Consider the following 23027-nt stretch of genomic DNA (forward strand, 5'->3'; position numbering starts at 1 on the left):
ACCGCCTATTCGTTTCGCAGCGCAGCGGCAGGCTGCACACGACTGGCCTGGAACGCAGGATAGAGCGTGGCCAGCAGACTGAGCAGGAAGCCCGCACCAACTACTAAAGCCACATCTGCCCAAGATAGTTCTGATGGCAGATAATCCACCGGATACACATCGGACTTAAGGAACTGAATGCCTAATGTGGATTCAAGGCCCGCCACCAGGTCGGTGACCGCCAGTGAAGCCAGGACCCCCAATACACCGCCAACGAGTGCGCCAACTAGTCCCACTAACGCCCCCTGACTGACAAAGGTGAGGAGAATCTGCCGCGTGCTAGCGCCCATTGTGCGCAGAATGGCGATATCCGAGTGCTTGTCGATTACCACCATCACCAAAGTCGAGACCACATTAAAAGCGGCAATGGCAATGATCAGCAGCACCAGCAACCCCACCAGATTGCGGGACATCTGGATCGCTTGGTAGAGATTACCGTGGGTGCGACTCCAATCAGTTCCGTAATAGCCATCGCGAGGCAGGTCTTTCAACAGCCGCCGCATAATCCAGTTGGCTTCCAGCATTTCGGTCATACGTAACTGGATGCCTGCGCCACCCTTTTGGCCAGCCAGGCCCTGGGCCTGCTCCCAGGAAACCAGGGCCAACGATTGATCCAGAACTGTCCCAGAATGAAAGACCTCCGCCACCTTGAAACCGGCCACACGTGCGGCGCGACGGCTACCCGAGGCCGCATCGTTATTGGGCACTATCAAAGACAGGTAATCGCCCTGCTCCACCCCCAGTTTTTCTGCGATTCCGCGCCCGAGAATTACTCCCGGCTCGGAATCATCAAGCATGGCTGAGAAAGCATTAGGGCTGAGGAAATCATTAATATTCGATACATTGACGATGGTGTCCGGATTTACGCCCTGCACCAACAGTGGTGTAACCTCACTGCCACGACGAGCCAGTGCGTTCACCTGCCAAACTTCCGCCGCGGACTCCACCTCAGCATCCGCCGCCAATTGATCGCGCAGAGCAGGCCAATCCACCGCCACAGTGGCGTTATAGATAGTCGCGTGGGGCATGATGCCAAGAATACGCTCACGCAGCTCGCGATCGAAGCCATTCATTACCGACATCACCACGATCATCAAGGCAACGCCGAGAATCAGACCAATCATCGACAGGCCGGAAATAAATGACACCAGGCCTACGGAGTCATCGCTGCGGCGCTGGGCTCCGGCATAGCGCAGGCCGATAAAGGCTGGGAGTGGCTTAAACATGATCACCTTGGTGCCAATTACTAAGAAGCTCGCCATCCACTAGGTGCAAGCACCGATCCAGGGCCGCGGCAAGGTCCGGGTCATGGGTGACAATCACAAAGCTGATACCCATCTCCTGATTGAGTCGGTCCATCAATTTGTGAATCTCCCCTGCCGTGGTTCTATCCAGGTTGCCAGTGGGCTCATCCATCAGCACACAGGCAGGGCGAGTCACCAGCGCCCTCGCAATCGCTACACGCTGGCGTTCTCCCCCGGAGAGCTGCGAAGGCTTATGATCAACCCTCTCACCCAGGCCTACCGCTTCTAGCATGGATTTGGCCTCGGTTCGGGCATTGGCCACACTGTGCTTACCGATCAGCAGTGGCATTGCCACATTTTCCAGGGCACTGAATTCATTGAGCAGGTGGTGAAACTGGTAGACAAAACCGAGACTGCTATTACGCAACCAGCCGCGCTCATTGGCATTGAGTGTCGCCAGGTTCTGAGCGGCCACCCAAACCTCTCCACTACTCGGCGTATCCAACCCGCCGAGTAAGTTGAGCAAGGTCGATTTGCCGGAGCCCGAGGCCCCCACGATGGCAAGCTTCTCACCCCGCTCTACTTGCAACTCCACACCACGCAGAACCTCAAGATCTCTGCCGCCCTGGCGATAGCTCTTGCGCAGCTGGCGGCAGGCCAGGACAGCATCACCGGGAGCCGTTGCCGGCCTCGCCTTCTCAGTGTCTATTTCCACTCGACTATTCATCAATATTTGCCGCTTCCAAATTCTGAGAAACCACTTTAGATACTGATCGTATCTATATGATTTATATGACAATTATTCGTAACGCAAAGCTTCCGCTGGCTCGATTTGGGCCGCCCGCCATGCGGGCAGCAGTGTCGCTAATAAACTCATACAGATAGCGGCGGATAAGACTACCACTGCATCGCCAACACGAAACTCCGATGGCAAATAGCTCACGAAAAATACCCGCGGATCAAAAATCTTGGCGCCCAAAAGGTTTTCCACCCAGCTCACCATCTCGGTGAGATTGAGCGCGATTAGGATGCCCAGCAAGGCGCCAGTAAATGCGCCTATCAGCCCGATCGCGCTGCCCTGCACAACGAACACTGCCATTATTTGGCGTGAAGTGAGCCCCAGGGTTCTGAGCACGGCGATATCGGAGCGCTTGTCCGCCACCATCAGCACCAGGGCCGAGACAATATTAAAAGCCGCTACGGCTACGATGATCATCAACATTAAAGTGACCACCGTCTTCTCCATCTTCACCGCCTGAAACAGGCTTCCCTGGGAATGGCTCCAATCCTCACCACTAAAACCCTCTCCGAGGGCCGCAGCGTAGGGCTCAACCCTACCCAGGGCATTATCCATATCGTCAAAACGCAGCTGTAATCCCTGCACCCTGCCGGACATGCGCATTAATCGGGCTGCATCCTCTACATTCATCAATGCCACATTTTGGTCCACCTGAGCGCCTACCGAGAAAACTCCGGCGACGGTAAAGCGTTTGGTGCGTGGGAAGATACCAGCGGGAGTTACCGCCACCTCGGGCAGGGTCAGAGTGACGGACTCGCCGGGCAGCACATTGAGCTGCTGAGCGAGAATACGGCCGAGCACTATTTGGTAACTGCGGGGCTGCAACTCATCCAGGCTACCCATCACCATATGCTCGCCAACTTCAGAGACGTCGCGTAGGGCCTTGGGGTCTACACCTTGGAACTCGACCCCGTGGCTATCGCCGTAGGCGCTCAACAGGGCAAACCCTTTTACAAAGGGACTCACCGCCTCCACATGGGGCTGCTGTTCAAGCTTCTGAGCCACGCCCTGCCACTCTTGCAAGCCGCCTTCGCGCTCGATAAAGCCGTGGGGAACCACGCTCAATATTCGTGTTTTCAACTCACGATCGAAGCCGTTCATCACAGAAGTCACGACGATCAAGGCAAGAACGCCTAACGCCATGCCAATCAGGGAGAAGCCATTAATAAAGGAAATGAACTGCTGCCTGCGGCGGGCAGCCACATATCTCAGGCCAATAAAAAGGGGGACAGGTTTTAACATAGAGCCGATTTAAACGGAAAATAGTCAAGAAATCCAAGGATTTAGACAACTTCAGCGCTTGGGAAAAATTTTTAGCTTAGCCCGCAGGCGCTGCAGCTCTGCCTCGCTCCAATCCGGAGGCTCGGTCAGGGCAATCCAGGCGAGCGTGTATCCTGCTGCCGAATAGCGGTGTCCGAAATCCCGTGGTGTGACCCCTACATTAAAGTCCGCTAACAGCTGCAACATAGTGACAACAGGGAACCAGCGAAGGTCCGGAGACACATCGGGCCCTCTGGGGCACTCCAGCCAGTCAGGTCTGCGAAACGCCCAGCGAAAGTCAAAAAAGACAATCGGATCACTAGCATGCTGCAGGAAGGCGATACGGAATCTACCCCAGGGCTTCTGCCCCAAATAACCACCGTACTGATTTCCAAAGCGCACCACCTCTCCCCCTTTAAACTGGGGGAGCCAAGCGGGGGTGCCGGGATCACGATTATCGGTAATCATTCTCCAGGACCGCATACTAAACGGAGGGCCAGCCCAAAGAGCACCATTAATGGGGCTATCAATCACATCGTAGAACTGAAAGGAGTCTTCAGAGAGCTTGGCTCCTAAACTTAGCCCGTATAGATAAAGTCTGGGGCGAGTGTTTACCGGTAGCTCCTCCCAGTAATCGTAAATCACCTTGAACAGTATGCGAGCGGATGTTCTGATCGACTGAGCATCTGTAAACAATACGATGGGGCCCGGTAAATACGAGTACTGTACGGCCACTGTAGCTACATCTCCTCGGTACAGAAATTCAAGAGAATTCACTGCCCCTGGGTCGATCCAGCCATCCCCAACCGGGGTTGCAATCAGCAAAATTTCTCGCTCAAACGCCTTTACGCGCTTCAACTCTTCAAGTGCCAATAGTGCACGCTGCTGTGGCGTGTCTGCTGAGTGCACTCCCACATAAACTCGAATGGGGTCCATGCCCTCCCCTGCAACCTCCCGAATATCCTCCGCAGATGGCCCAAGAGACAAAAATCGGCGCCCCTCATGTCCCAACCTATCCCAGGCAAGTAGCGAGTTCGCTCCACCTGACTTGCTGGGATCTTGCGGAGGCGGCAAGTTCGCAACAACAATCAGATCCAGCTTTTCATAGATAAGTGAGACTGCATAGAGGCCCGACTGCAACAACACTCCATTCAACACACTCCAATAAAGCAACAACGCGACAAGCAGCCCAGTAAGGGCTGCCACCCTTGGAGGGATGGTCTTTTCTAAACGGGCAGATACGCGCAAAACCACCCTGAGAAAGCCTTTGCCTGCCCATCTAAAGAGCAGGAATACGCAGAGCGCAACAACACCAATCGTAATTGGGGCGACGCCAGAAATTGCCGGCATGCCCATCAATGAGCGCACTGAATTCTGCCACTCCGTCCCCTGCCTAAGAAAAACTAAAATAAGGCTGACACCCAAAATAATTATCAGCCCCCTCAGTATTTGTCGCTGCCGATGGTCTAGCGGGATATCGGGAACCCCCAAATACTTCCAAACATAGCGGACCAGCACAGACAGTGAATATCCAACGGTGAATGAAAAACCGGAAAGAATACCCTGCACATAGGCATTGCGAGGAATCAGAGAAGGAGTGAGGCTCAGAGCGAAGCATATCGCGCCCAACAGTAAACCTGAAATTGAGAAAGCGGTTAATTTTTGCATTCATGCCGCCGATAAGCTTGAGCCCCAGATCAAAATGGCTTGCGCCAACTTCTCACTGAACAGCCCCATGTAACCCAATAAACAGCCAGAAATGTTTTTGATCTTGAAAGAGTACCTTCTTACGGCAGACCGCACTCAACGCACTGGATAAGTTCTGAGCTTTTCCCGTAGGCGCTTTAACTCCTCGTCACTCCAGTCGGGCGGCTCCGTTAACGCCATCCAGGCGAGGACATACCCTTCAGGTGCATAGCGGTGCCCGAACCCCAGTGGCGCAACCCCCAAGTTTAGATCTGCCAGTAGTTGCAGCATGGTCACTATAGGAAACCAGTAGAGGTCTGGAGAGACATCCGGCCCTCGTGGGCGCTCCAACCAATCCGGCATTTGAAACATCCAACGCAGATCAAAAAAGACTATTGGATCACTGGCGTGCTGCAAAAAGGCGATTCGAAAGCTTCCCCAGGGTTCCTGCCCTAAATAACCGCCATATTGATTACCAAAACGAACAACCTCTCCCCCCTTAAACTGCGGTAACCAGGCTGGGGTTCCGGGGTCGCGACTATCCGTGATGATGCGCCAGATGCCTGTGCCAAATGGCGGCCCTGCCCAGAGTACGCCATCGATAGGATCATCAATAATGTCATAAAAATCAAAGGAGGCTTCTGATAACTGAGCACCGAGACTCAAGCCAAAGAGGTACAGCCTTGGGCGAGTTTCAACTGGCAGTTCCTCCCAGTATTCGTAGATCACCTTAAACAAAGCCCTGGCGGAATCCAGCCCATATTGATTATCTGTTAATAATGCAATCGGGCTTGGCAAAAAGGAGTATTGGGTAGCAACGGTAGCCACATCCCCTCGATAAAGAAATTCCAGGGAGTTTATAGCCCCAGGATCTAACCAGCCTTCGCCAGTGGGTGTCGCAATTAGCAATATCTCTCTATCGAATGCATTGAGGCGCTTTAGTTCAGCAAGTGCCAGGAAGGCTCTTTGCAATGGAGTTTCTGCAGCCCGCAAACCCACAAAGACCCTTATCGGCTCTTTGCCTAACCCGGCAACCTCACGGATATCCTCCACAGAGGGGCCAAGGGTTAAAAAGCGACGCCCCTGATGCCCGACACTTTTCCAAGTTAATAGAGAGTCCGCACCGCCAACCTTGTTGGGGTCCTCAGGTGCCTTCAGCCCTTCTGCAATTGCCTGATCATGTTTTTCCCAAATGACTGAGACAATATGCACCCCTACCTTCAGGAGCACCCCATTTAGAATGCCCCAGTAAAGTGCCACTGCCACCAGCAACCCAATGAGCAAAGCCACCCTTTCAGGAATATGCACGGATAGATACTTGGTAACAGCATGAATGACTCGGCGAAACCCTTTACCCATCACCCAGAATGTGAGAAAGACCAGCAGGGCCACGGACCCCACGGTAAAGGGCCCGATCCCGGTAACCGGCTGCATACCCATCAAGGCCCGCACCGAGTTCTGCCAGTGCGCCCCCTGCCAAAGAAAAATAATGATCAGGCATATGCAGGCAACCAGCGCTAAGCGTTTAAGCACTCTGCGCACCCCAGGACTGAGAGGAATGTCGGGAAGCTCAAAGTAATTCCACAGCCAGTGCATAAACAAGCCGATCACATAGCCAAAAGTGAAGGAGGTTCCGGCGAGAACACCTTGCATGAGGGCAGTGCGTGGAATCAGAGAGGGCGTAAGAGAGAGAGCAAAGAGAATAGCGCCAAGCAATAGCCCCAGAACTGAGAAGGTTTTTGAGAGTCGCATCCATGCCCGCCCACAGGACTAAGCCCAATGGTCAGCCTAGCACACACATACTCTCCTTCCCCGGACCTTTTTCCCCTACAAGGCGCCTTCTTCGGTATAAAAACGTGAAGAAGTCCAAGTGTTTTGGCATTTTTTCTGTTTTAATGGCCCGGCGTATTCGAACACCTAAATCGGAGAACAATAAATGTTCAGCAGAAATCGCAACGGAGTGGCCCAGATCGCTGGTACCGTGGCACTTCTTTTGGCATTTGGCGCCCAGGCAAAAACCCTGGAGATTCCTGTGGGCTCCCAGGGCGCAGAGCTGTCCTTTGGTGAAGCTCGCGGCATGAAGAAAAACGATATCAGCACACGCCTTGGTGAGCCCCTCAGTATTATGGGCCCCGTCGGCGAGCCCGCTATCACCCGCTGGGAATACAACGACTTCTATGTCTTCTTTGAGCGAGACACAGTACTGCACACGGTGAAGAAGCCGCGCGGCTAGGCCCGTGCGATTTTGGGGCAGGTATCGAATCCAGGCCCCACTCCCTCTTTCCGCAAGCCGCCAAGCGCTTTACCCACACAATCCTGATGCTTTTCAATGGCGCCACCCAAATAGGCCCGCTCTCCCGGCAAGCTTCCAAATTGCCAAGGGACTGGATTTCCCCTCAGCAACAGGTCAATATGCCCGCCGTAACTTCACCTTGGTGGCGTGGTCAGCTTTTAGGCAAGCCGGCAGAACACCACCTTCAGGACTAGCGAGAAACCGATAGAAAATGACAGTAAAAGTCGAATCCGTAGATAGCCTATTAAAATCCACCGGCCGTGAGGGCGAAGAAGTTCGCGTACAGGGCTGGATCAGAACCCGTCGCGACTCCAAAGCCGGTCTTTCTTTCCTGGCAGTACACGACGGCAGTTGCTTTGACCCTATTCAGGTCATTGCCGAGAATCATCTGCACAATTACCAGTCTGAAGTACAGCGCCTGACCACAGGCTGTGCAGTGGATATTGTTGGAACCGTCAAGCCTTCAGAAGGCAAGGGCCAATCGATCGAATTGTTAGCTTCTGAAGTTCAAGTGGTCGGCTGGGTAGAAGACCCGGACACCTACCCAATGTCCCCCAAACGCCACACCATGGAGCACCTGCGCGAACACGCACATCTACGCGTCCGTACTAATGTCAGCGGCGCGGTGGCTCGAGTTCGCAACTGTATCGCTCAGGCGATTCATCGCTTCTACCACGAGAACGGCTTTAACTACGTACACACGCCCATTCTCACCGCCTCTGACTGTGAAGGCGCCGGCGAAATGTTCCGGGTCAGCACTCTGGATATGGAAAACCTGCCACGCAATGAGCAAGGCGCTATCGATTACAGCAAGGACTTTTTTGGCGAGGAGAGCTTCCTCACCGTATCTGGCCAGCTGAATGTTGAGAGCTACTGTCTGGCCCTATCCAAGGTTTACACCTTTGGCCCCACCTTCCGTGCGGAGAACTCCAACACCACTCGCCACCTAGCTGAGTTCTGGATGGTAGAGCCGGAAGTGGCTTTTGCCGATCTGGCCGATGTTGCTGATCTATCTGAGCAAATGCTGAAGTACATCTTCAAAGCCGTACTGGAGGAACGTGCCGACGATATGGCCTTCTTCGCCCAGCGCATCGATAAAGAGGCCATCAGCCGCCTGGAGAACATCATCGAGAATGATTTCGCTCGCATCAACTACTCCGATGCCATCGAAATCCTGGAAAACTGTAAAGAGAAGTTCGAATTCCCCGTCTCTTGGGGCATAGACTTGGCCTCTGAGCACGAACGCTACCTGGCTGAGAAACACTTCAAGAAGCCAGTGATTGTTCTGAACTATCCGAAGGATATCAAAGCCTTCTATATGCGTATGAACGATGACGGTAAAACTGTAGCCGCCATGGATGTACTGGCACCGGGTATCGGTGAAATTATCGGCGGTGCCCAGCGTGAAGAACGCCTTGAGAAGCTCGACGAACGCATGGATGAAATGAACATCCCCAAAGATCACCTCGACTGGTATCGCGACCTGCGCCGCTACGGCACAGTGCCTCACGCAGGCTTTGGTCTGGGCTTCGATCGCATCGTGTCTTACGTAACTGGCATGGGTAACATCCGCGATGTTATCCCCTTCCCGCGCACACCAAAGAACATCTCGTTCTAATTAAAAAGCCCCGCTCTGCGGGGCTTTTTCTTTATCAACCTGGGTTTAGCAAGGTCCTATCAGGCAATCTGGCCCGTTGCCGCCGCAATAATATCATCGCTAGCTTTTTCACTAATCATATACACCGGCACCACGATAAAGAAGCCCGGAATACGTGGAAATACCGAAGCATCCACCACTCGTAAATTATTGGTGCCATGTACCCGGAATTTACTATCCACTACTGCCATTGGATCACTGGCTGGCCCCATTTTATTGGAACACGAAGCGTGGTGACCCCATGCCTGATTTTTAACAAACTGGCCGATTTGCTCATCGGTCTGCACATCTCCACCGGGCAATAACTCCCTGGCTACCTGCTGGCCAACGATAGGGGCCGACATAATATCCCGGGATATTTTTACACCCTCGACTACGGCCTGTAAGTCTTTTTCATAATCACCACTACCCTCATCAAAATAGTGAAAGTTAATCTCTGGGGTGTCCTGCGGATTGGCAGAGCGCAAAGTTACCCGCCCAGCCGTATTGTTAGCATGACCTTTAAGTACGATCCAGGAGAAGCGATCTTTGTAATCCCTTAGCGCCTGAGAATAACCGGGGTAATAACCGTGGAAATCAGAGGGCGCTCCAAAAATAAACAAATCAGGATCTGGTAGGTCGGGGTGGGAGCGCTTCACCAAAGACAGTACTGGACCATTGCCACTGTAGGGGCCTTTATTCAGCCAACCGTAGCGATATCGATTCAGACAGGGGTCACCCTGCTCGCCCCAGGTACAATCCTTGAGAAGGGCCAAATCCTCGGTCATCTCACTAACAATGCCGACTTCGTAGCGATCCTGCAGGTTTTCACCTACACCCGGCAAGTCAACTATCTGATCAATTCCGTGCTGAAAAAGCTCTTGGCTTGGACCCACTCCGGATAATTTCAGCAGCTGAGGACTATTGAATGCCCCTCCCGAAAGAATCACCTCCCTACTCGCCCTCACCTGCCGCATAGTACCAATGGAGCTGGCATCATCGTGATAAGGGTCAGCCTTATAGAGGTTCGCCCCCTCCATAAACTCCACCCCAATAGCCGTTTTACCTTCAAACATCACCCTTGTTGCCAGCGCATTGGTGCGAATATGTAACAGGTTTGGATAGCGACTCTGGGTATCCAAAAGGTGCTCCCGTACGCTCTTGCGACGACTTCTGCTATCTGCAGCCATCGGGGCAATAAAAGGCCCCTCCTCTCCTGAGGCCACATCCCAGTGATTGATATCTAAGCGTAGGTTTCCAGAAATAATCTGTTCAAGGGCCCCCTCCAGTCCGTATTTCGCCAATGCTGCCTTGACGATTTTTAATATTGCCGGGTCTTCCAACAGCAAAGCCGGATTACCTCTGTTAGTAGGAAGCCATCCATCAAAACCATGGCGAGAGGGGTTCGAAAAAATTGGACGGGAAACATATTGGCATCGCTCAAGCCGCTCAAAATATCGCCGCATATTGCTGCTGCCCCAAGAACTATCTCCTGTCGCTTGAGCAATACGGTCAAAGTCATTGTTGTGGGGATAGACAGTAATCAGCGCATGGTGTGTCGTACAGCCCCCTATAGTACTAGCCCGCGGATATAAAACACCTTTACCTGGAATATACTTATCATCCAGCTGTTGTTGATTAAAATCCGCGTAATGCTTAATAAAGAAATCCCAGCTCAGCTTGCGGTCTTCTGACGCAAAAGGGTGCCAAGCGGGAATATTATGTGTGTCATCACTAGGGTCATTGGCCCCCGCCTCAAGCACCAATACCGAAAAGCCCGCCTTTGCCAGGTTTGCCGCTAATGGACCCCCTCCCGCACCAGAACCAACAATTACGTAATCATAAACATCATAAAACTGATTTGAACTACCCGAAAATGCAGAGCCAAACCCAGAAGCAACAGCACCTGCTGCCAAGCCCATTTGAAGGGCGCGCTTGGTAAAAGTTCTTCGGTCAATGCCTGCTAGATGATTTTTTTTCTCCGGCGTTTTCTTCTTATCCATATTAGTTATTCGCTCTAATGTTTTAAAGGCTGCACGACGCACGCTAAGGGATGAAACAGATACAATCTAAAAAACCAATACTAATTATTTAACTCTAAAGCTTTTCAAGCCTATCTAGAACATATTTTTAAGCAACCAGTAAAATCTCGTTTTAAAACGAGCATCGCAAAATGTCAGCACAATGAGTTATAACAAACTAAGCCTTTTCACCACCCAGAACTCCAACCCCAACCCCAACCCCAACCCCAACCCCAAGAGAACCTTCTCCAACAACGTCTCTATCAAAGCCATTACCCTCATAAACTGGAATTTTTGATTAACTTACGAGTTGAACTCCCCCGGAGTTACAAAAGGCGACAAAATGTGAACTAGTGTGAACTTTACACTCGCCAATTATCGAATTTTATAAAATATAACAGTTAAACAATCGTACTTGTTGCGCCAAACACCAAGCCACAGTTATGATTCAAGTCAAGAAGCAAAAAAATTAAAAAAAACACTTCTGCTTTCAAAAAAGTAGAGAAGATAAAAAGCTTCTGAATTAGCAACTATCAACAGCTATTGACCAATGGCCAAATTGGTTTTAAAAGGGAGAAAGAGATGTCCCTCAGAGAAATCTATATTGACTCCAATTCCTTACCAAAATTTGGTTATTCCAGAGAGCAGGATGTCAATATGCTGACATCTAATCTGGATACTACCTTTCTAAATAATATCAGCATCGTTATTGCAAACGGAAAAGGAATAAGAATCTTCGACCAAGAGAGCATTAATCAATCAACGCTCATCGGATGGGTCTGTCGCTTCCCTGCCGGAACAACCCCTCCAAACGGCCTAAGAATTACTGAACAAGGCCCTGGGCAATATTACATTTCCCCTGAAAGAAATATGACAGCAACACGTTTTATCGAACTGCTGAAAGAAATGTCTCTGAAAGCAATAACTCTTTTCAAAAGAGCCGATAAAGCCATTTAGTGCTATTAAACACAAGCAAGCAAACCAATAACAATCGAAGGTCTTTACAGCCTACAGACTTACTAAATAATACTGTAGGCAAAAATTAAAAAAGGCTTTTCCCTGAAGATTTTATTTAATCCACTCTCTTTTAATTTACCTTAACTGTAAGTAATACTAAAGAAGTGGCCACTTAAACGTTCCTTTTGAAAATAACTACGGATTTAAATCAACATCAATTCGTTTTGCCTTAAAAAACCACCTTAAAAAGAACCCAATAGAAACAACCCCCTATATTGAAGGAGAATACGCTATGCCCAATCAAGTCCGGAGTCGCACTACTGCTACCAGTTGCAATGACATGCTCGCCGATCTGAGCACCGCTCTGGGAGTACCTCAAGCCAATATGCGTTGTATAGGTGTTATGATACAAGCAGGTAAAACCCTAACGTCATTTAGTAATTTTAAGAAGACCATAGGCGGTGGACATGTATCACCATTTGTTGTGGACGCCAACGGATTACAGAGCTGGGACGAAGTCTGCGACAGCAGCTGGCAAACCTGGGCACAAAACTCTGCCACTGGTGAAACCCATGGGACTGTAAATGATGTTATGTTCTACCCAAGCTCAGCAAATGACATCACTATCTATGTACACCCTGCTACAAATACCGAAGTAGCAACTGTTGTAAATAGAGCCCAACAGCTCTTGAACGCCACCAATCTTGTTTATAACCACAACCCAACTCTTACCTCCAGCTTTCCCACAAGTGGAGACTGCGTTACCAAGAGTGCCTGGGTAATGGGGGCCTTCTCCTATTCAAAACCTATGCAAGGTGCAGTAACTCCCTGGGGACAAGCGGTAATCTATGAAGCCTACACATCACCAGTTAACTTTATGAGTAAATGGGTTAAGATTAAAAACAAGGGCTGTAAGCTTGGTGTGATGAACTAATATCTGGCTATAAGATAAATTCTTTATCAAGGCACCTGCATCTATAACCCGGCGAAGAGTTAGGCAAGTTCTGTTCTCTTTTGCCGGGCCTCTAACTGACCACATCGAAGAGAAGTGTTCGATGCTATAGTTAGTCCAGACGCCCCCTAATAACCACTGCTTGAGGAATATCTAATGGTTTACCTCTTTATGCAGGCCTCAGTGAAAGATTTTGATAAATGGCAGGGAGTCCTTATAGACTTCATGCCAATTTTAAAGCGAATGGGCAGTACAAATACATCAGTGTATCAAGAAATAGGCAGCCCCAATAATGTGACCGTGATTCATGAATTCACCTCCAAGGAGAAAGCTGAAGCATTCGTGAACAGTAACGAGTTACATGACTCCCGAAAAGAGGCTGAAGTCATAGGTACACCTAAGATTTGGTATACCGAAATGCTATAAAAAGACTAGCTTCATATACACACCAAGGTACCCTCCACTACTTAGGTTTCACCTATTTACTATGAGCAGATGATCAAAGAACTTACCTAAATTCAATGTCGTGATGCATTAGTGCATCTTCCACTGATCCTGATAAAGCCACCTTAAACCTTTTGCCAAGCCAATTGGAAAGGTTGAATAGTGATCAGCCCCGCTTACCACCTCATCATTGAGAGACATACCCTGATAATTTCGTGAACGCAAACGCCCAACAAAGGCCTTGTGACCGCCCACCATGTCATGATTCATCCCCCCGTTTTCTTTAGTCTCCAGAGCACCAGTTGCAAGGTAAATATTTGCACTTAATGATTTATTCCTTTTTGAATACGCCTCCTCAATATCAAAAATCATTTCATTTTTATACCAAAGCGATGGACTAGTGAGAATATAACTGGAAAACAGATCCGGCTTATTCAACAATACCCAGGCTCCAAATGACCCGCCTAAAGAATGACCAGCCAAGATTCTTTTTACAGGATTTGCACGATAATTTTTCTCTACAAACGGGATAACCTCTCCCTCAATAAACCTAAGATATTCTGGAGCACCGCCGGTCTTGTAGCGCCTCCAACTTTTATCAACCACCGGGGTAAGATCCCGCACTCGACTAAACTGTCCCAGCTCCCCTTGCGCAAAAGAGATACCGATTACAATCGCCTTATTCATACTTTTCAGATGTGTCACACCTGCAGCGACTTTGAAAGTATAAGGGCCATCATTTAGATAAAGGGTGGGATAAGTTCGATCACTCTGAGAATCATCATAATACCCAGCAGGCGTTTTAATGTATAAATCATATGTTCGCCCTAATATTTTTGAATGAATTGTAAAAACCTCAGAACTATCTAGCTCAAAAGCTCCAGGCTTGGGAACAACAAGCTCTTCAGCCAGCACAGGAACGGAATATAGGAATAACACGACTACAATACATTTTAACTTATACACACCCTACTCCTCAGAGTTTACTTTTATACCCCAAAAACCTTTACCTACCCAAATAGCAATCAGATCATAAAAGCATTAATTACCACAGGTATATGAGAGACATGCGGCATAGAAGCGAAAATAAGAAATTACCTGGCAACAAGTAAGGAGTTTAGATTTTTATATCCAACCGAGACCATTATCTCACTCAAAGGTAAATCTCAGGCCTCTGCTTTCCTACTCTCATTATTAATAAACGATCACTACCGGAACCAAACATGCAGTACAGCTAAGCTCAAGCTCTGCCGCCCACATAAGATAGAAAAAATGCTCTATCATTTATACTGGGCCCCTAGCTCAAACAAATAAATAATTTTTCAGCTTTTAAGTGCCTTGTAGACCCTTAAGGTTTCATCTACCGCCTCAACAAATTCATAAAAACGCTCCAAACTTTTTCCTGTTAAACGATCAGAAGTAGGAAGATCTAATCTAAGTGGATCTATTGCTTTACCATTTTTATGAATTTCATAATGTAAATGCCGCCCCTTAACCCTACCTGTAGCCCCGAGATAACCTATCACCTGCCCTTGCTTCACTTTCATACCGGCCTTGATACCCTTGGCATAACCTTTAAGGTGCGCATAAATAGTTTGAATGCCCGATTTATGGGCAATGCGAATATAATTTCCAAAGCTACCAAAGTAAGAGGCCCTTTCTATAGTGCCATCTCCAGCAGCAAGTATTGGTGTACCTGATGGAGCACCAAAATCAAGGCCATTATGCATTCTTGTATACCCCAATACTGGATGTTTACGTCTGCCGTAATATGATGATAGACGTGCATTCTTTAGCGGAGTCTTCATGAGGAAGCTTCTTGAGCTTTTTCCACTAGGATCCAAGTAATCAACAACGCCTGACTCACGATCTTGATAGCGATAAAGGGAAACGGAATCACTTTCTAGAGAAATCTTAGCAACATGTATTGCATTGAAAACTTCATCACCCTCTATATCATCCCGCAAAGTACTATAAAAGATGGAAAAGCGATCACCTGAACGAATCTCACGCTGAAAATCTATCTCGTAACTTAAAATTTCATTCAGCTTAGTCAGTATCGCATTATTCAGACCAAGCTGTAGACCAGACTTATATAAGCTACCTGCAATCTCACCTTCCACATAATGTTTTTGCAAAGTAGTTGGGTTTTTCTTCTTGAAAACGATGAGTTTTTGACTAGATTTCTTAATCTCTAGACTCTCAGCAAATGCCAATTTCACCCCAATACTTTGAAACTGTGATTGCTCATCAAAAGTTAATTGAAAAACCTTCCCCACTGGTATTGCATTGACATCAAAGTGCTCAGATAAAAGCTGTATGACTCTATATGCATCTTTATTACCAACGGAGTTTTCAATAAGCAAGGATAACAAACCCTGATTTTTAGCAAGCGATACGGACTTTATTCGGTCATATTTATTGGTAACAAGGGGTACACCACCCATTTCAGACTCATCAATTTGAGTATTTTCCACCCTCAAATAGAACCTATCCGTTTTTGCCAAATAAAATATAGACAGAACATCTTCATTAAGCTTAAAGACACTCTCTTTCTGATCAAATGACTTTGCCTGAAGTACCTTTGGGTATAGCAGTACCATCATTAGAATATAAATCAATTTAAGAGTAATTCTGCCAAAAGAAAACGGTATTCTTTCAGAATCAGCATTTCCAACTAGACACTTTTTCATATCTCAACCAAGCCACAATGCAAGCAAATGTTCCGGATCAACTCTTTCACCTTGCTCAATCAACTCAAAATGAAGATGAGGACCTGTTACTTTCCCGGTAACACCAACTGTTCCAATCTTTTGTCCGGCTTTCACATTTTCACCAACCCTCACCTCCCGAGAATCTAAATGCGAGTAAAGTGTCTGTGTATTATCTCCATGATCAACAATAATTATCTTTCCGTAATTTCTATGTTTGTACTGATCAGTTGAAACAACAACAATTCCACTAGCAACAGAAACTATTGGCGAACCCAGCGGAGCTGCGAAATCCGTACCAAGGTGAGGTTTCCTTCTGAACTCCTCTAAACCTCCAAATTGACTGCTTATACGTGCACCTTCAACCGGGGCTATCCATGTTTCTTTTTTAGAGCTAGCGATTGAAAAGCTAGAATTTACAAAAACTCCAAAAAATATTAGAAATATGGTAAAAAATACAAGTGCTCCCCTAAAGATCCCTGAAACCAATCTATTAAGCTCAGAACTTTCACAAGCAGCCTCCCTGATATTCACCACTCTCTTTTTAAAAAAAGTTAACTGATTAGCCTCTTCAAATACTGAAAAGGCAGCAACACCCTTACAGCTGGTTTGCCCAGAGCACAGCTGTAATGTTCGCAGCATTGCCTGGGCATATACTCTTCCACTTCCTATTTCGGAGGATTTTAATACTTCTCGGTCGCAGGATAGCTCAATAGCCCATAACAATTGCTCTTTAGCCCACCTAACAAATGGAATGAACCATAAAAAACTCACCAAAACATGGGCAACCATAATAAGCAAGGGGTCTCGCCTTCTTATATGGGTTAATTCGTGCTCCATAATTAATTGCCTTTCCTTGGCATCCATCGATATTAGATAACCAGGCAAAACGAGCCTCAAGTTAAGCAAACCAAAAACGAAGGGTGAGCACTGAGCCTTTGTAACAATTAGTTTTACATTATTTTTAGACAGGTAATCAGACTGCTTACTGGTTAGCAGATTACTGGCAACTTGTCGCTTGAGGTCCACCTCATTAGCAATATCCAGCATTTTAACCAATCGACTATGCCTTCTAAACATCATTATCAGGCTTAGTAATACCCCGCCAAGATACAAAATCATCCAGGAGCCCGTTAGAATGTCGATATAATTCAAAGTTAGTGTTTTATTCTCCAGCTGAGCACTTTCAATTACTGTATAACTAAAAGCCGCCTCTGGAGGCGTAAGATCATATCTAAATTCAGGCACCAAGCCCGTTGAAAAGAAACCCAATAATTGCGCAAGAAAAAATGGCAGACTAATCACACATAAAACACACACCCAAAAGCTACGCCAGCTAGTAACACGCCTAGACTTAAAACTGGCCAGAGAGGTTATTGCTCTTACAGTGATATAAATGAAGCATGCCCAAATTACGGAAAATATGGATGTAACAAAAAGATTGGGCGTAAAGAATGACAACGAGGATAGTAATTCCTGCATATAATCTCACAGCCTCCCCGATTCAGTCTGCTTCAGGCCAAGCATTCAACATTTCCTGTAGCTCTTCCAGGTCTTGGTCATCCATTAATTTACTGTTAGCAAACATAGCTATAGGAAGCGGACCATCCAGCTCAAGAACCCGCGAGGCGAAGTCTGTGGCATATTGTGCAAGTGTTTCGACCTTTTCAAGAGCTGCCTTATAGACTTGAATGCCGTGTACTTCAGACTGAATCACAAAAGACTTATCCCGCATTCTATCCAACGTTTTCCTGGTGGATGAATAGGACCAGCAGAGTTCTGATTTCACCTCTTCATGCAATTCTCTTGCACTTAGTGGACTCTGCTTCCAGAGTGCCTTTAGCAAAGTAAGCTCTGAGGGGGAGGGTTTGGCTTCTCTCATTTATTTTCTTCTCGTGACGTTAATCGCATTTTCGCTACACCTAGGGCAAGTATGCGACAAGAGTCGCACGCCGTCAAATAGTAGATGGCTCTACCGGTCTTCATCCCCCGATGATTTTTTGCTCAGCAATAAATGGTGGGAACTAAACCAAAATTGATAACAACCAAGTACGAAGATTCGTAAGCCGTCATCTAGTAATTAAGTGGAATTAGGCTAGAAAGAGTGGATAGTCTGGGAGGCCTAGCTATAAATCAAACATTAGCAAAAACGCACAGGAATTTTTGGATAAACCTTAGTTAACCACTTTGCCAGGGAGTCCGGATTCAAATTCAATCAGAAAACCGCTGCAGAACCTGCAGAGAGTGTATAGGTACTTATATTCATATTCTGCTTTCCAGCCACTCCAACGACAGCTTCACTGACAATCCAATGCATCTTCTTATCAAGCTGAATAGGTCAGCATGACTCATACCGAGACTGCTCACTACACTTCAATATGGGTTCAAGCGGTAAAAATAATAAAACTGGTCGAACGCCTAGACCCACCAAGCACAAAGTTGATTAAGAAAGCCGCATGAAAGATCATACGACTTTCTTCAAGTCTAGGATTAACTAGGCCACAACAAGTGTTTCTTTCTGATGCGAACCTGCCGTGTCTCCCTCCTCCAGGTTTTCCGTAAACCCAAAGTCCTCCAAAATTCCATAAAGCGCCGGCAGCACCAAAAGGATCAACACCGTTGAGCTACTGATTCCAAATACAATACTGGTTACCAGGGGTACCAAAACCTGGGCTTGCAAGCTTGTTTCAAACAGTAGGGGCAAAAGACCAGCGATGGTTGTAAGGGAGGTCAAGAAGATTGCGCGGAAGCGGTCGCGACTGGCTTGGCTTGCAGCACTATGAACATCCATACCCTCGCGTACACGCCGTTTTACAAATTCCACCAATAGGATGGAGTCATTCACCACAATACCGGCAAGAGAGACAAAGCCCATCATACTTGGCATAGACATATTCTGTCCCATAATTAGATGGCCCCAGATAACGCCGATCAACGCTAGTGGAATGGCGACCAATACAATTAAGGGCTCTACATAGCTGCGAAATTGTAAAGATAATATCAGGTAGATACCAATAGCACCGACCAACAAGGCGCTGCCGATGGACTTACCTGTGACTTCACTGTTCTTAATCTCTCCCTGCATATCGACACGAAGACCGGGAAATTCTTTTTTAAGTTCAGCGAGGAATTTCTCTTGGGTATCCCCAAGCACCTGGCCCGCATTAGCTTTCTCAGTGAAGACGTCGGCAAATACACTTACTACTCGTTCACCATCTATTCTCTGAATCCGTGCGTAATCGCGATTCATCTCAACATCGGCAATGGCAATCAAAGGGACGCGCTGCTTGGTAACAGGATGGATAATGACCAGTTCATCAAAACGGCTCAGGGCTCCACGGGAATCCGCATCCATACGCACTTGGATCTCATAGGTTTCTCCCCGGTACTGAATCTCATCAATCTCCATTCCTTGATAAGCCGCGCGTAACTGGTTGGCAACATTACTGGCATCCAGGCCAGATGCGTAGGCACCCTCACGCATTTTTATGTTTAATTGCGGCTTGCCTGGACGTAGGTCATCCACCACATTCACTACACCGTCGTATCCTCGCAGCCAATTCTGCAAGCGAATAGAAACCTCTTTCAGCTGATCCAGCTCCAGTCCGCTGAGGCGTATGTGAATAGCACGGCCCGCGGGACCTAAGGCTGGTTCTTTATAAAGAATCGCGATCGCACCAGGGGTTTCACCTGCAGCCTCACGCCAAGCATGGCGCAATTCATCCAAACTGGTTTTACGCCCTTCCGCAGCCAGTAAGTCGACATTAATCGTTGCCACATGGGGTCCAGTTTCAAAGGCATCACCATTGACACCAAAGGTTACACTTGCGTGATTGACGAGAGGAGCGCTTTCCCTTTCAGAAAATTCAGCGGCTACTAAATCAAGAGCATCTAACTGTTTATCGACCAGTTTTTCCATATCCTGCAAGGAGGTACCCTGAGGCATTAGGATGCGAGCTTGCAGCAAATCGCCCTCCAAAGTTGGAAACCCCTGAAACTTCACAATCCCAGCCGGCAACAAACTTACAGTCAAGAAGAATAGACCGAGCACCCCACCAACAAAGGCGTAACGGTATTTAACGGCCCAATCTGCCGCACGCCCCACACTCTCACGCCAGCCCTCAAAGCGTTTGGCAAAAGCCTTCTTCCAAGCGGGTGTTCGGCTTTTGTGTTCAAGCGCATGGCGCAAGTGTGCAGGCAAAATTAAGAAGGCTTCTAACAAGCTAACAATTAATACTGAAATCAGGACAATCGGCAGCACTTTAAGCACCTGCCCCATATCCCCTTTAATGAAGATCAGCCCACCAAATACCATCACTGTGGTTGCAAAAGAAGACAGGACTCCACGGGCAACGCGCTTGGTCCCCTTCACTACAGCCTCTAATGGGGAGCGGCCATCGCGATGTTCGCTGGCAATACTTTCTGAAAGTACTATGGCATCGTCCATCAAAATACCGATAGCTATCAGTAAACCTACCAAGCTGATCATATTGATGGATACGCCCATGGCGGTGATCAGGGCAAAGGAGCCTAGAAAGGATACCGGCAGTCCCATCACCACCCAGAATACATAGCGACCACTAAAGAAAAGATACAGCGCTAGGGCGACCAGAATCAGGCCCTGCCAGGCATTGGAGATAATCATTTGCAATCGATCGGCAACGATGGAGGCGCTGTCTTGGGTAAGGGTTAGTTTGATCCCCTCGGGCAACTTCGCACTTTCACGATCGACAAAAGCACGCACAGCTTCCAGTACACGCAGGCTATCATCCACACTGTTTTTTTCTACATTGAGCAAGGCTGCGCGATGACCATCGAAAATAATCTTGTCCTCCGCCAGCTCAAAGCCATCATAAATTTTCGCGATATCGCCAAGGCGCACTTCGGCACCATCTTCGCCTTTAAGGACTACAAGATTTTCCAACTCTTCTACGTTACGGCGCTCTTCAGTAAAACGCAGCTGATATTCACGATCAGGTGTGGATACCTTGCCGGCAGGCATATCAATGGCTTGCTGATCAATAATATTGGCCAACTCCATCACACTGAGCCCGTACTGGCGCAGGTTGTAATCGGATATTTCGATCTGCAGCTGATGATCTGAGAAGCCCGAGATACGCACTATAGGGATGGCTGGGTCACGCAGTAATTCGCGGCGATAGTGTTCCGCCAATTGATTCAATTGTGGCAATGGCAGATCGGCACTGATAGCAATACTGACAACGCCTTGAGTGCGCCCCATTTCCTTGACTACCGGGCGCTCGCTCTCTGCTGGCAGCGAATCAATGCTATCAACCGAAGACTCCACATCCGCAACAAACTGGTTCATATCTCCAGCTTCCTGCATTTTCAGGGTCATCAGCCCGAGATTATCCTTAGCTTCACACAGGCGCTCATCAATAAAGCTGATACCGTCAGTGGCCTCCTCCAAAGGAAGGCAAATACTGTCTTCGACCTCAGCAGCGGCGGCACCGGCATAGGGGACGGAAACCTGCACTTCGAATTTATCGATTTCCGGCATGGTTTCGCGCTTCATACTGGGTAGGACAAACAGTCCGCTCAACATGAGTGCAACCATTAACAGGTTCGCTGCGGTGGGGTGTGCGGCAAAAAAACGAATCACTGCAGTGTACCTCCAGTATTCACCACCACGGCCTGCTGGCCGCTGCTCACAGACACGTCCATACCATCAATCGCCGGTATCACATCGGTGACAATAACCTGCTCACCGGGCAACAGGCCTGCACGAATTACCGTAGTATCGCCCTGATGGTAATCCACCTGCACCTGCCGCAGGCGTAACTTGCCATTCTCCACCAGATACACCCTACCCTCATGCAAGGCCCGGCGGGGAATGGCTAGGGCTGGAGCGGAGGGTGCTATTAATTCAACACGAGCATACATGCCTCGAAACAGCGGCGGCTTTTTTCCGGCGAGGGCTTCGCCATAGGGATCGTCTACGGCAACCACTACTGAAAGCGTACGACTGGTACTATCGAGGGCCCCTCCCAAACGTACGACCTGGCCCTTCCACTCATTGTCTCCAGGCCCACCAACCAGAGTGATCCGCGCCTCCAAGCCCAATAGTATTTTGGGAAGCTCTTCTGGCGCTGGCACAAGGTCACTGCCTGGCCTGAGATTACGCAACAGTGGCGCCACATGAAGCATGGGAAGCTCAGCGGCAATTTCCACCTGATCCAGACCACTGGCATCGAATAAGCGCGCATTGCCTGCCACATATTGATTTTCCTCTACATGGACCTCACCAATACGCGCATCGAAGGGTAAGGTTACCTGGGTACGCTCCAGACTGTATTTACTATCCCGCACTTGAGCCTCAGAGCGCGCAATCTGGGCCTCGATTACCTTGCGGCGCGTTGGAAATAAGGAGAGCTGACTGGTTTGGTTTTGCACTTCCTGACGCAGGCGCAGCACATTTTGCTCTTCGACATCCACACTTGAGCGAGAAACCGTGCCCTTGGCCACTAACGTTTGCTTGCGCTCTAACTCTTTCTCACCCAGCTTCAACGTACGTTCGGCAATCTCCAAAGAGCGTTGGCTATTGACCTCCTCCACCTTGAGTTCCTGCAAATTAGCACGGTTAGCTGCCAAATCACTTTCAGCCCTCGCCAAGGCTAATTGGTAGCTAGTATCATCAATTTTCAATACCAGGGTGCCGGCAGGAATAATATTTCCACTCTCTAACTCCGGCGCCGTGTAGACTATCCGACCACTCACCTCAGCATTGGCTTCAAGAAAGGTGCTGGGTTTCACTTCACCGTAAGCTACTGCTTGGGCACGTAGCGGCAGCTCTTGCACCAACACAACATTTACCGGGGTGATCAGTGCATCCTGCACATCGTGGTTGGGCGGGCTCTTACTCATGACCAATGCCATTGAAAGAGAAATACCAACGGCAACAAGAATAGGAAGCGCCAGGCGGCGATTCATCAGTTTCTGTAGTTGGACCTTTTTCATCACCACC

17 protein-coding genes are annotated in these 23027 nt (G+C 48.4%); 5 read left to right on the forward strand and 12 right to left on the reverse strand.

What is annotated here, in order from left to right:
* Positions 1-5: 5 nt before the first annotated feature.
* The 5 genes from ACJJI0_RS05820 to ACJJI0_RS05840 all read right to left on the reverse strand — a co-directional run bounded on the left by ACJJI0_RS05820 (position 6) and on the right by ACJJI0_RS05840 (position 6780).
* Positions 6-1265 (reverse strand): lipoprotein-releasing ABC transporter permease subunit, encoded by a 1260-nt coding sequence (locus ACJJI0_RS05820; RefSeq protein ID WP_444885081.1) that lies wholly within the window; start codon positions 1263-1265, stop codon positions 6-8.
* Positions 1258-2010, reverse strand: a complete 753-nt coding sequence (gene lolD, locus ACJJI0_RS05825) for a lipoprotein-releasing ABC transporter ATP-binding protein LolD (RefSeq protein ID WP_444885082.1) — start codon at positions 2008-2010, stop codon at positions 1258-1260. The genes ACJJI0_RS05820 and lolD overlap by 8 nt, the downstream gene beginning before the upstream one ends.
* 72 nt (positions 2011-2082) lie before the next feature.
* A complete protein-coding gene (locus ACJJI0_RS05830) occupies positions 2083-3324 on the reverse strand; it encodes a lipoprotein-releasing ABC transporter permease subunit (protein WP_444885083.1) in 1242 nt (413 codons plus the stop codon).
* A 51-nt stretch (positions 3325-3375) separates the two neighbouring features.
* The gene (locus tag ACJJI0_RS05835) at positions 3376-5010 is read right to left on the reverse strand and encodes an alpha/beta hydrolase (RefSeq protein WP_444885084.1); all 1635 of its coding nucleotides are present in this window, start codon (positions 5008-5010) and stop codon (positions 3376-3378) included.
* Between the two features lie 135 nt (positions 5011-5145).
* Positions 5146-6780: an alpha/beta hydrolase gene (locus tag ACJJI0_RS05840; protein WP_444885085.1), complete on the reverse strand. Its 1635-nt coding sequence runs from the start codon at positions 6778-6780 to the stop codon at positions 5146-5148.
* A 184-nt stretch (positions 6781-6964) separates the two neighbouring features.
* Here ACJJI0_RS05840 and ACJJI0_RS05845 point away from each other — a divergent pair, with 184 nt between their 5' ends.
* Entirely contained in the window at positions 6965-7261 is a 297-nt protein-coding gene (locus ACJJI0_RS05845; protein ID WP_252085769.1) for a hypothetical protein, read from the forward strand.
* Positions 7262-7532: 271 nt separating this feature from the next.
* On the forward strand, positions 7533-8939 hold the full coding sequence (gene asnS / locus ACJJI0_RS05850) for an asparagine--tRNA ligase (RefSeq protein WP_444885086.1): 1407 nt from the start codon (positions 7533-7535) through the stop codon (positions 8937-8939).
* Positions 8940-8998: 59 nt separating this feature from the next.
* On the opposite strand, the gene ACJJI0_RS05855 is transcribed toward asnS, so the two are convergent.
* A complete protein-coding gene (locus ACJJI0_RS05855; RefSeq protein ID WP_444885087.1) occupies positions 8999-10960 on the reverse strand; it encodes a GMC family oxidoreductase in 1962 nt (653 codons plus the stop codon).
* A 600-nt stretch (positions 10961-11560) separates the two neighbouring features.
* On the opposite strand from ACJJI0_RS05855, the gene ACJJI0_RS05860 reads away from it, so the two are divergent.
* From ACJJI0_RS05860 to ACJJI0_RS05870, 3 genes are all read left to right on the forward strand, one after another.
* The gene (locus ACJJI0_RS05860) at positions 11561-11935 is read left to right on the forward strand and encodes a hypothetical protein (protein WP_444885088.1); all 375 of its coding nucleotides are present in this window, start codon (positions 11561-11563) and stop codon (positions 11933-11935) included.
* A gap of 292 nt (positions 11936-12227) precedes the next feature.
* On the forward strand, positions 12228-12869 hold the full coding sequence (locus ACJJI0_RS05865; protein WP_252085765.1) for a hypothetical protein: 642 nt from the start codon (positions 12228-12230) through the stop codon (positions 12867-12869).
* Positions 12870-13043: 174 nt separating this feature from the next.
* Positions 13044-13313 carry a hypothetical protein gene (locus tag ACJJI0_RS05870; RefSeq protein WP_444885089.1) on the forward strand — a complete coding sequence of 90 codons (270 nt, stop codon included), beginning with the start codon at positions 13044-13046 and terminating at the stop codon, positions 13311-13313.
* 108 nt (positions 13314-13421) lie between these two features.
* Here ACJJI0_RS05870 and ACJJI0_RS05875 read toward each other — a convergent pair whose 3' ends face one another.
* The 6 genes from ACJJI0_RS05875 to ACJJI0_RS05900 form a co-directional block, all read right to left on the reverse strand.
* Complete coding sequence (locus ACJJI0_RS05875; RefSeq protein ID WP_444885090.1) at positions 13422-14297, reverse strand: alpha/beta hydrolase; 876 nt, start codon at positions 14295-14297, stop codon at positions 13422-13424.
* Between the two features lie 356 nt (positions 14298-14653).
* Positions 14654-16024 carry a M23 family metallopeptidase gene (locus ACJJI0_RS05880; protein WP_444885091.1) on the reverse strand — a complete coding sequence of 457 codons (1371 nt, stop codon included), beginning with the start codon at positions 16022-16024 and terminating at the stop codon, positions 14654-14656.
* A gap of 3 nt (positions 16025-16027) precedes the next feature.
* The gene (locus tag ACJJI0_RS05885; protein ID WP_444885092.1) at positions 16028-17524 is read right to left on the reverse strand and encodes a peptidoglycan DD-metalloendopeptidase family protein; all 1497 of its coding nucleotides are present in this window, start codon (positions 17522-17524) and stop codon (positions 16028-16030) included.
* A 22-nt stretch (positions 17525-17546) separates the two neighbouring features.
* The gene (locus tag ACJJI0_RS05890) at positions 17547-17924 is read right to left on the reverse strand and encodes a BlaI/MecI/CopY family transcriptional regulator (protein ID WP_444885093.1); all 378 of its coding nucleotides are present in this window, start codon (positions 17922-17924) and stop codon (positions 17547-17549) included.
* A gap of 612 nt (positions 17925-18536) precedes the next feature.
* Positions 18537-21665, reverse strand: coding sequence for an efflux RND transporter permease subunit (locus ACJJI0_RS05895; RefSeq protein WP_444885094.1), 3129 nt, complete (start codon positions 21663-21665; stop codon positions 18537-18539).
* Positions 21662-23020 (reverse strand): efflux RND transporter periplasmic adaptor subunit, encoded by a 1359-nt coding sequence (locus ACJJI0_RS05900; RefSeq protein WP_444885095.1) that lies wholly within the window; start codon positions 23018-23020, stop codon positions 21662-21664. The genes ACJJI0_RS05895 and ACJJI0_RS05900 overlap by 4 nt, the downstream gene beginning before the upstream one ends.
* Between the last annotated feature and the right edge of the window lie 7 nt (positions 23021-23027).

Source organism: Microbulbifer mixtoriginis (SeqCode) (genome assembly GCF_052466695.1).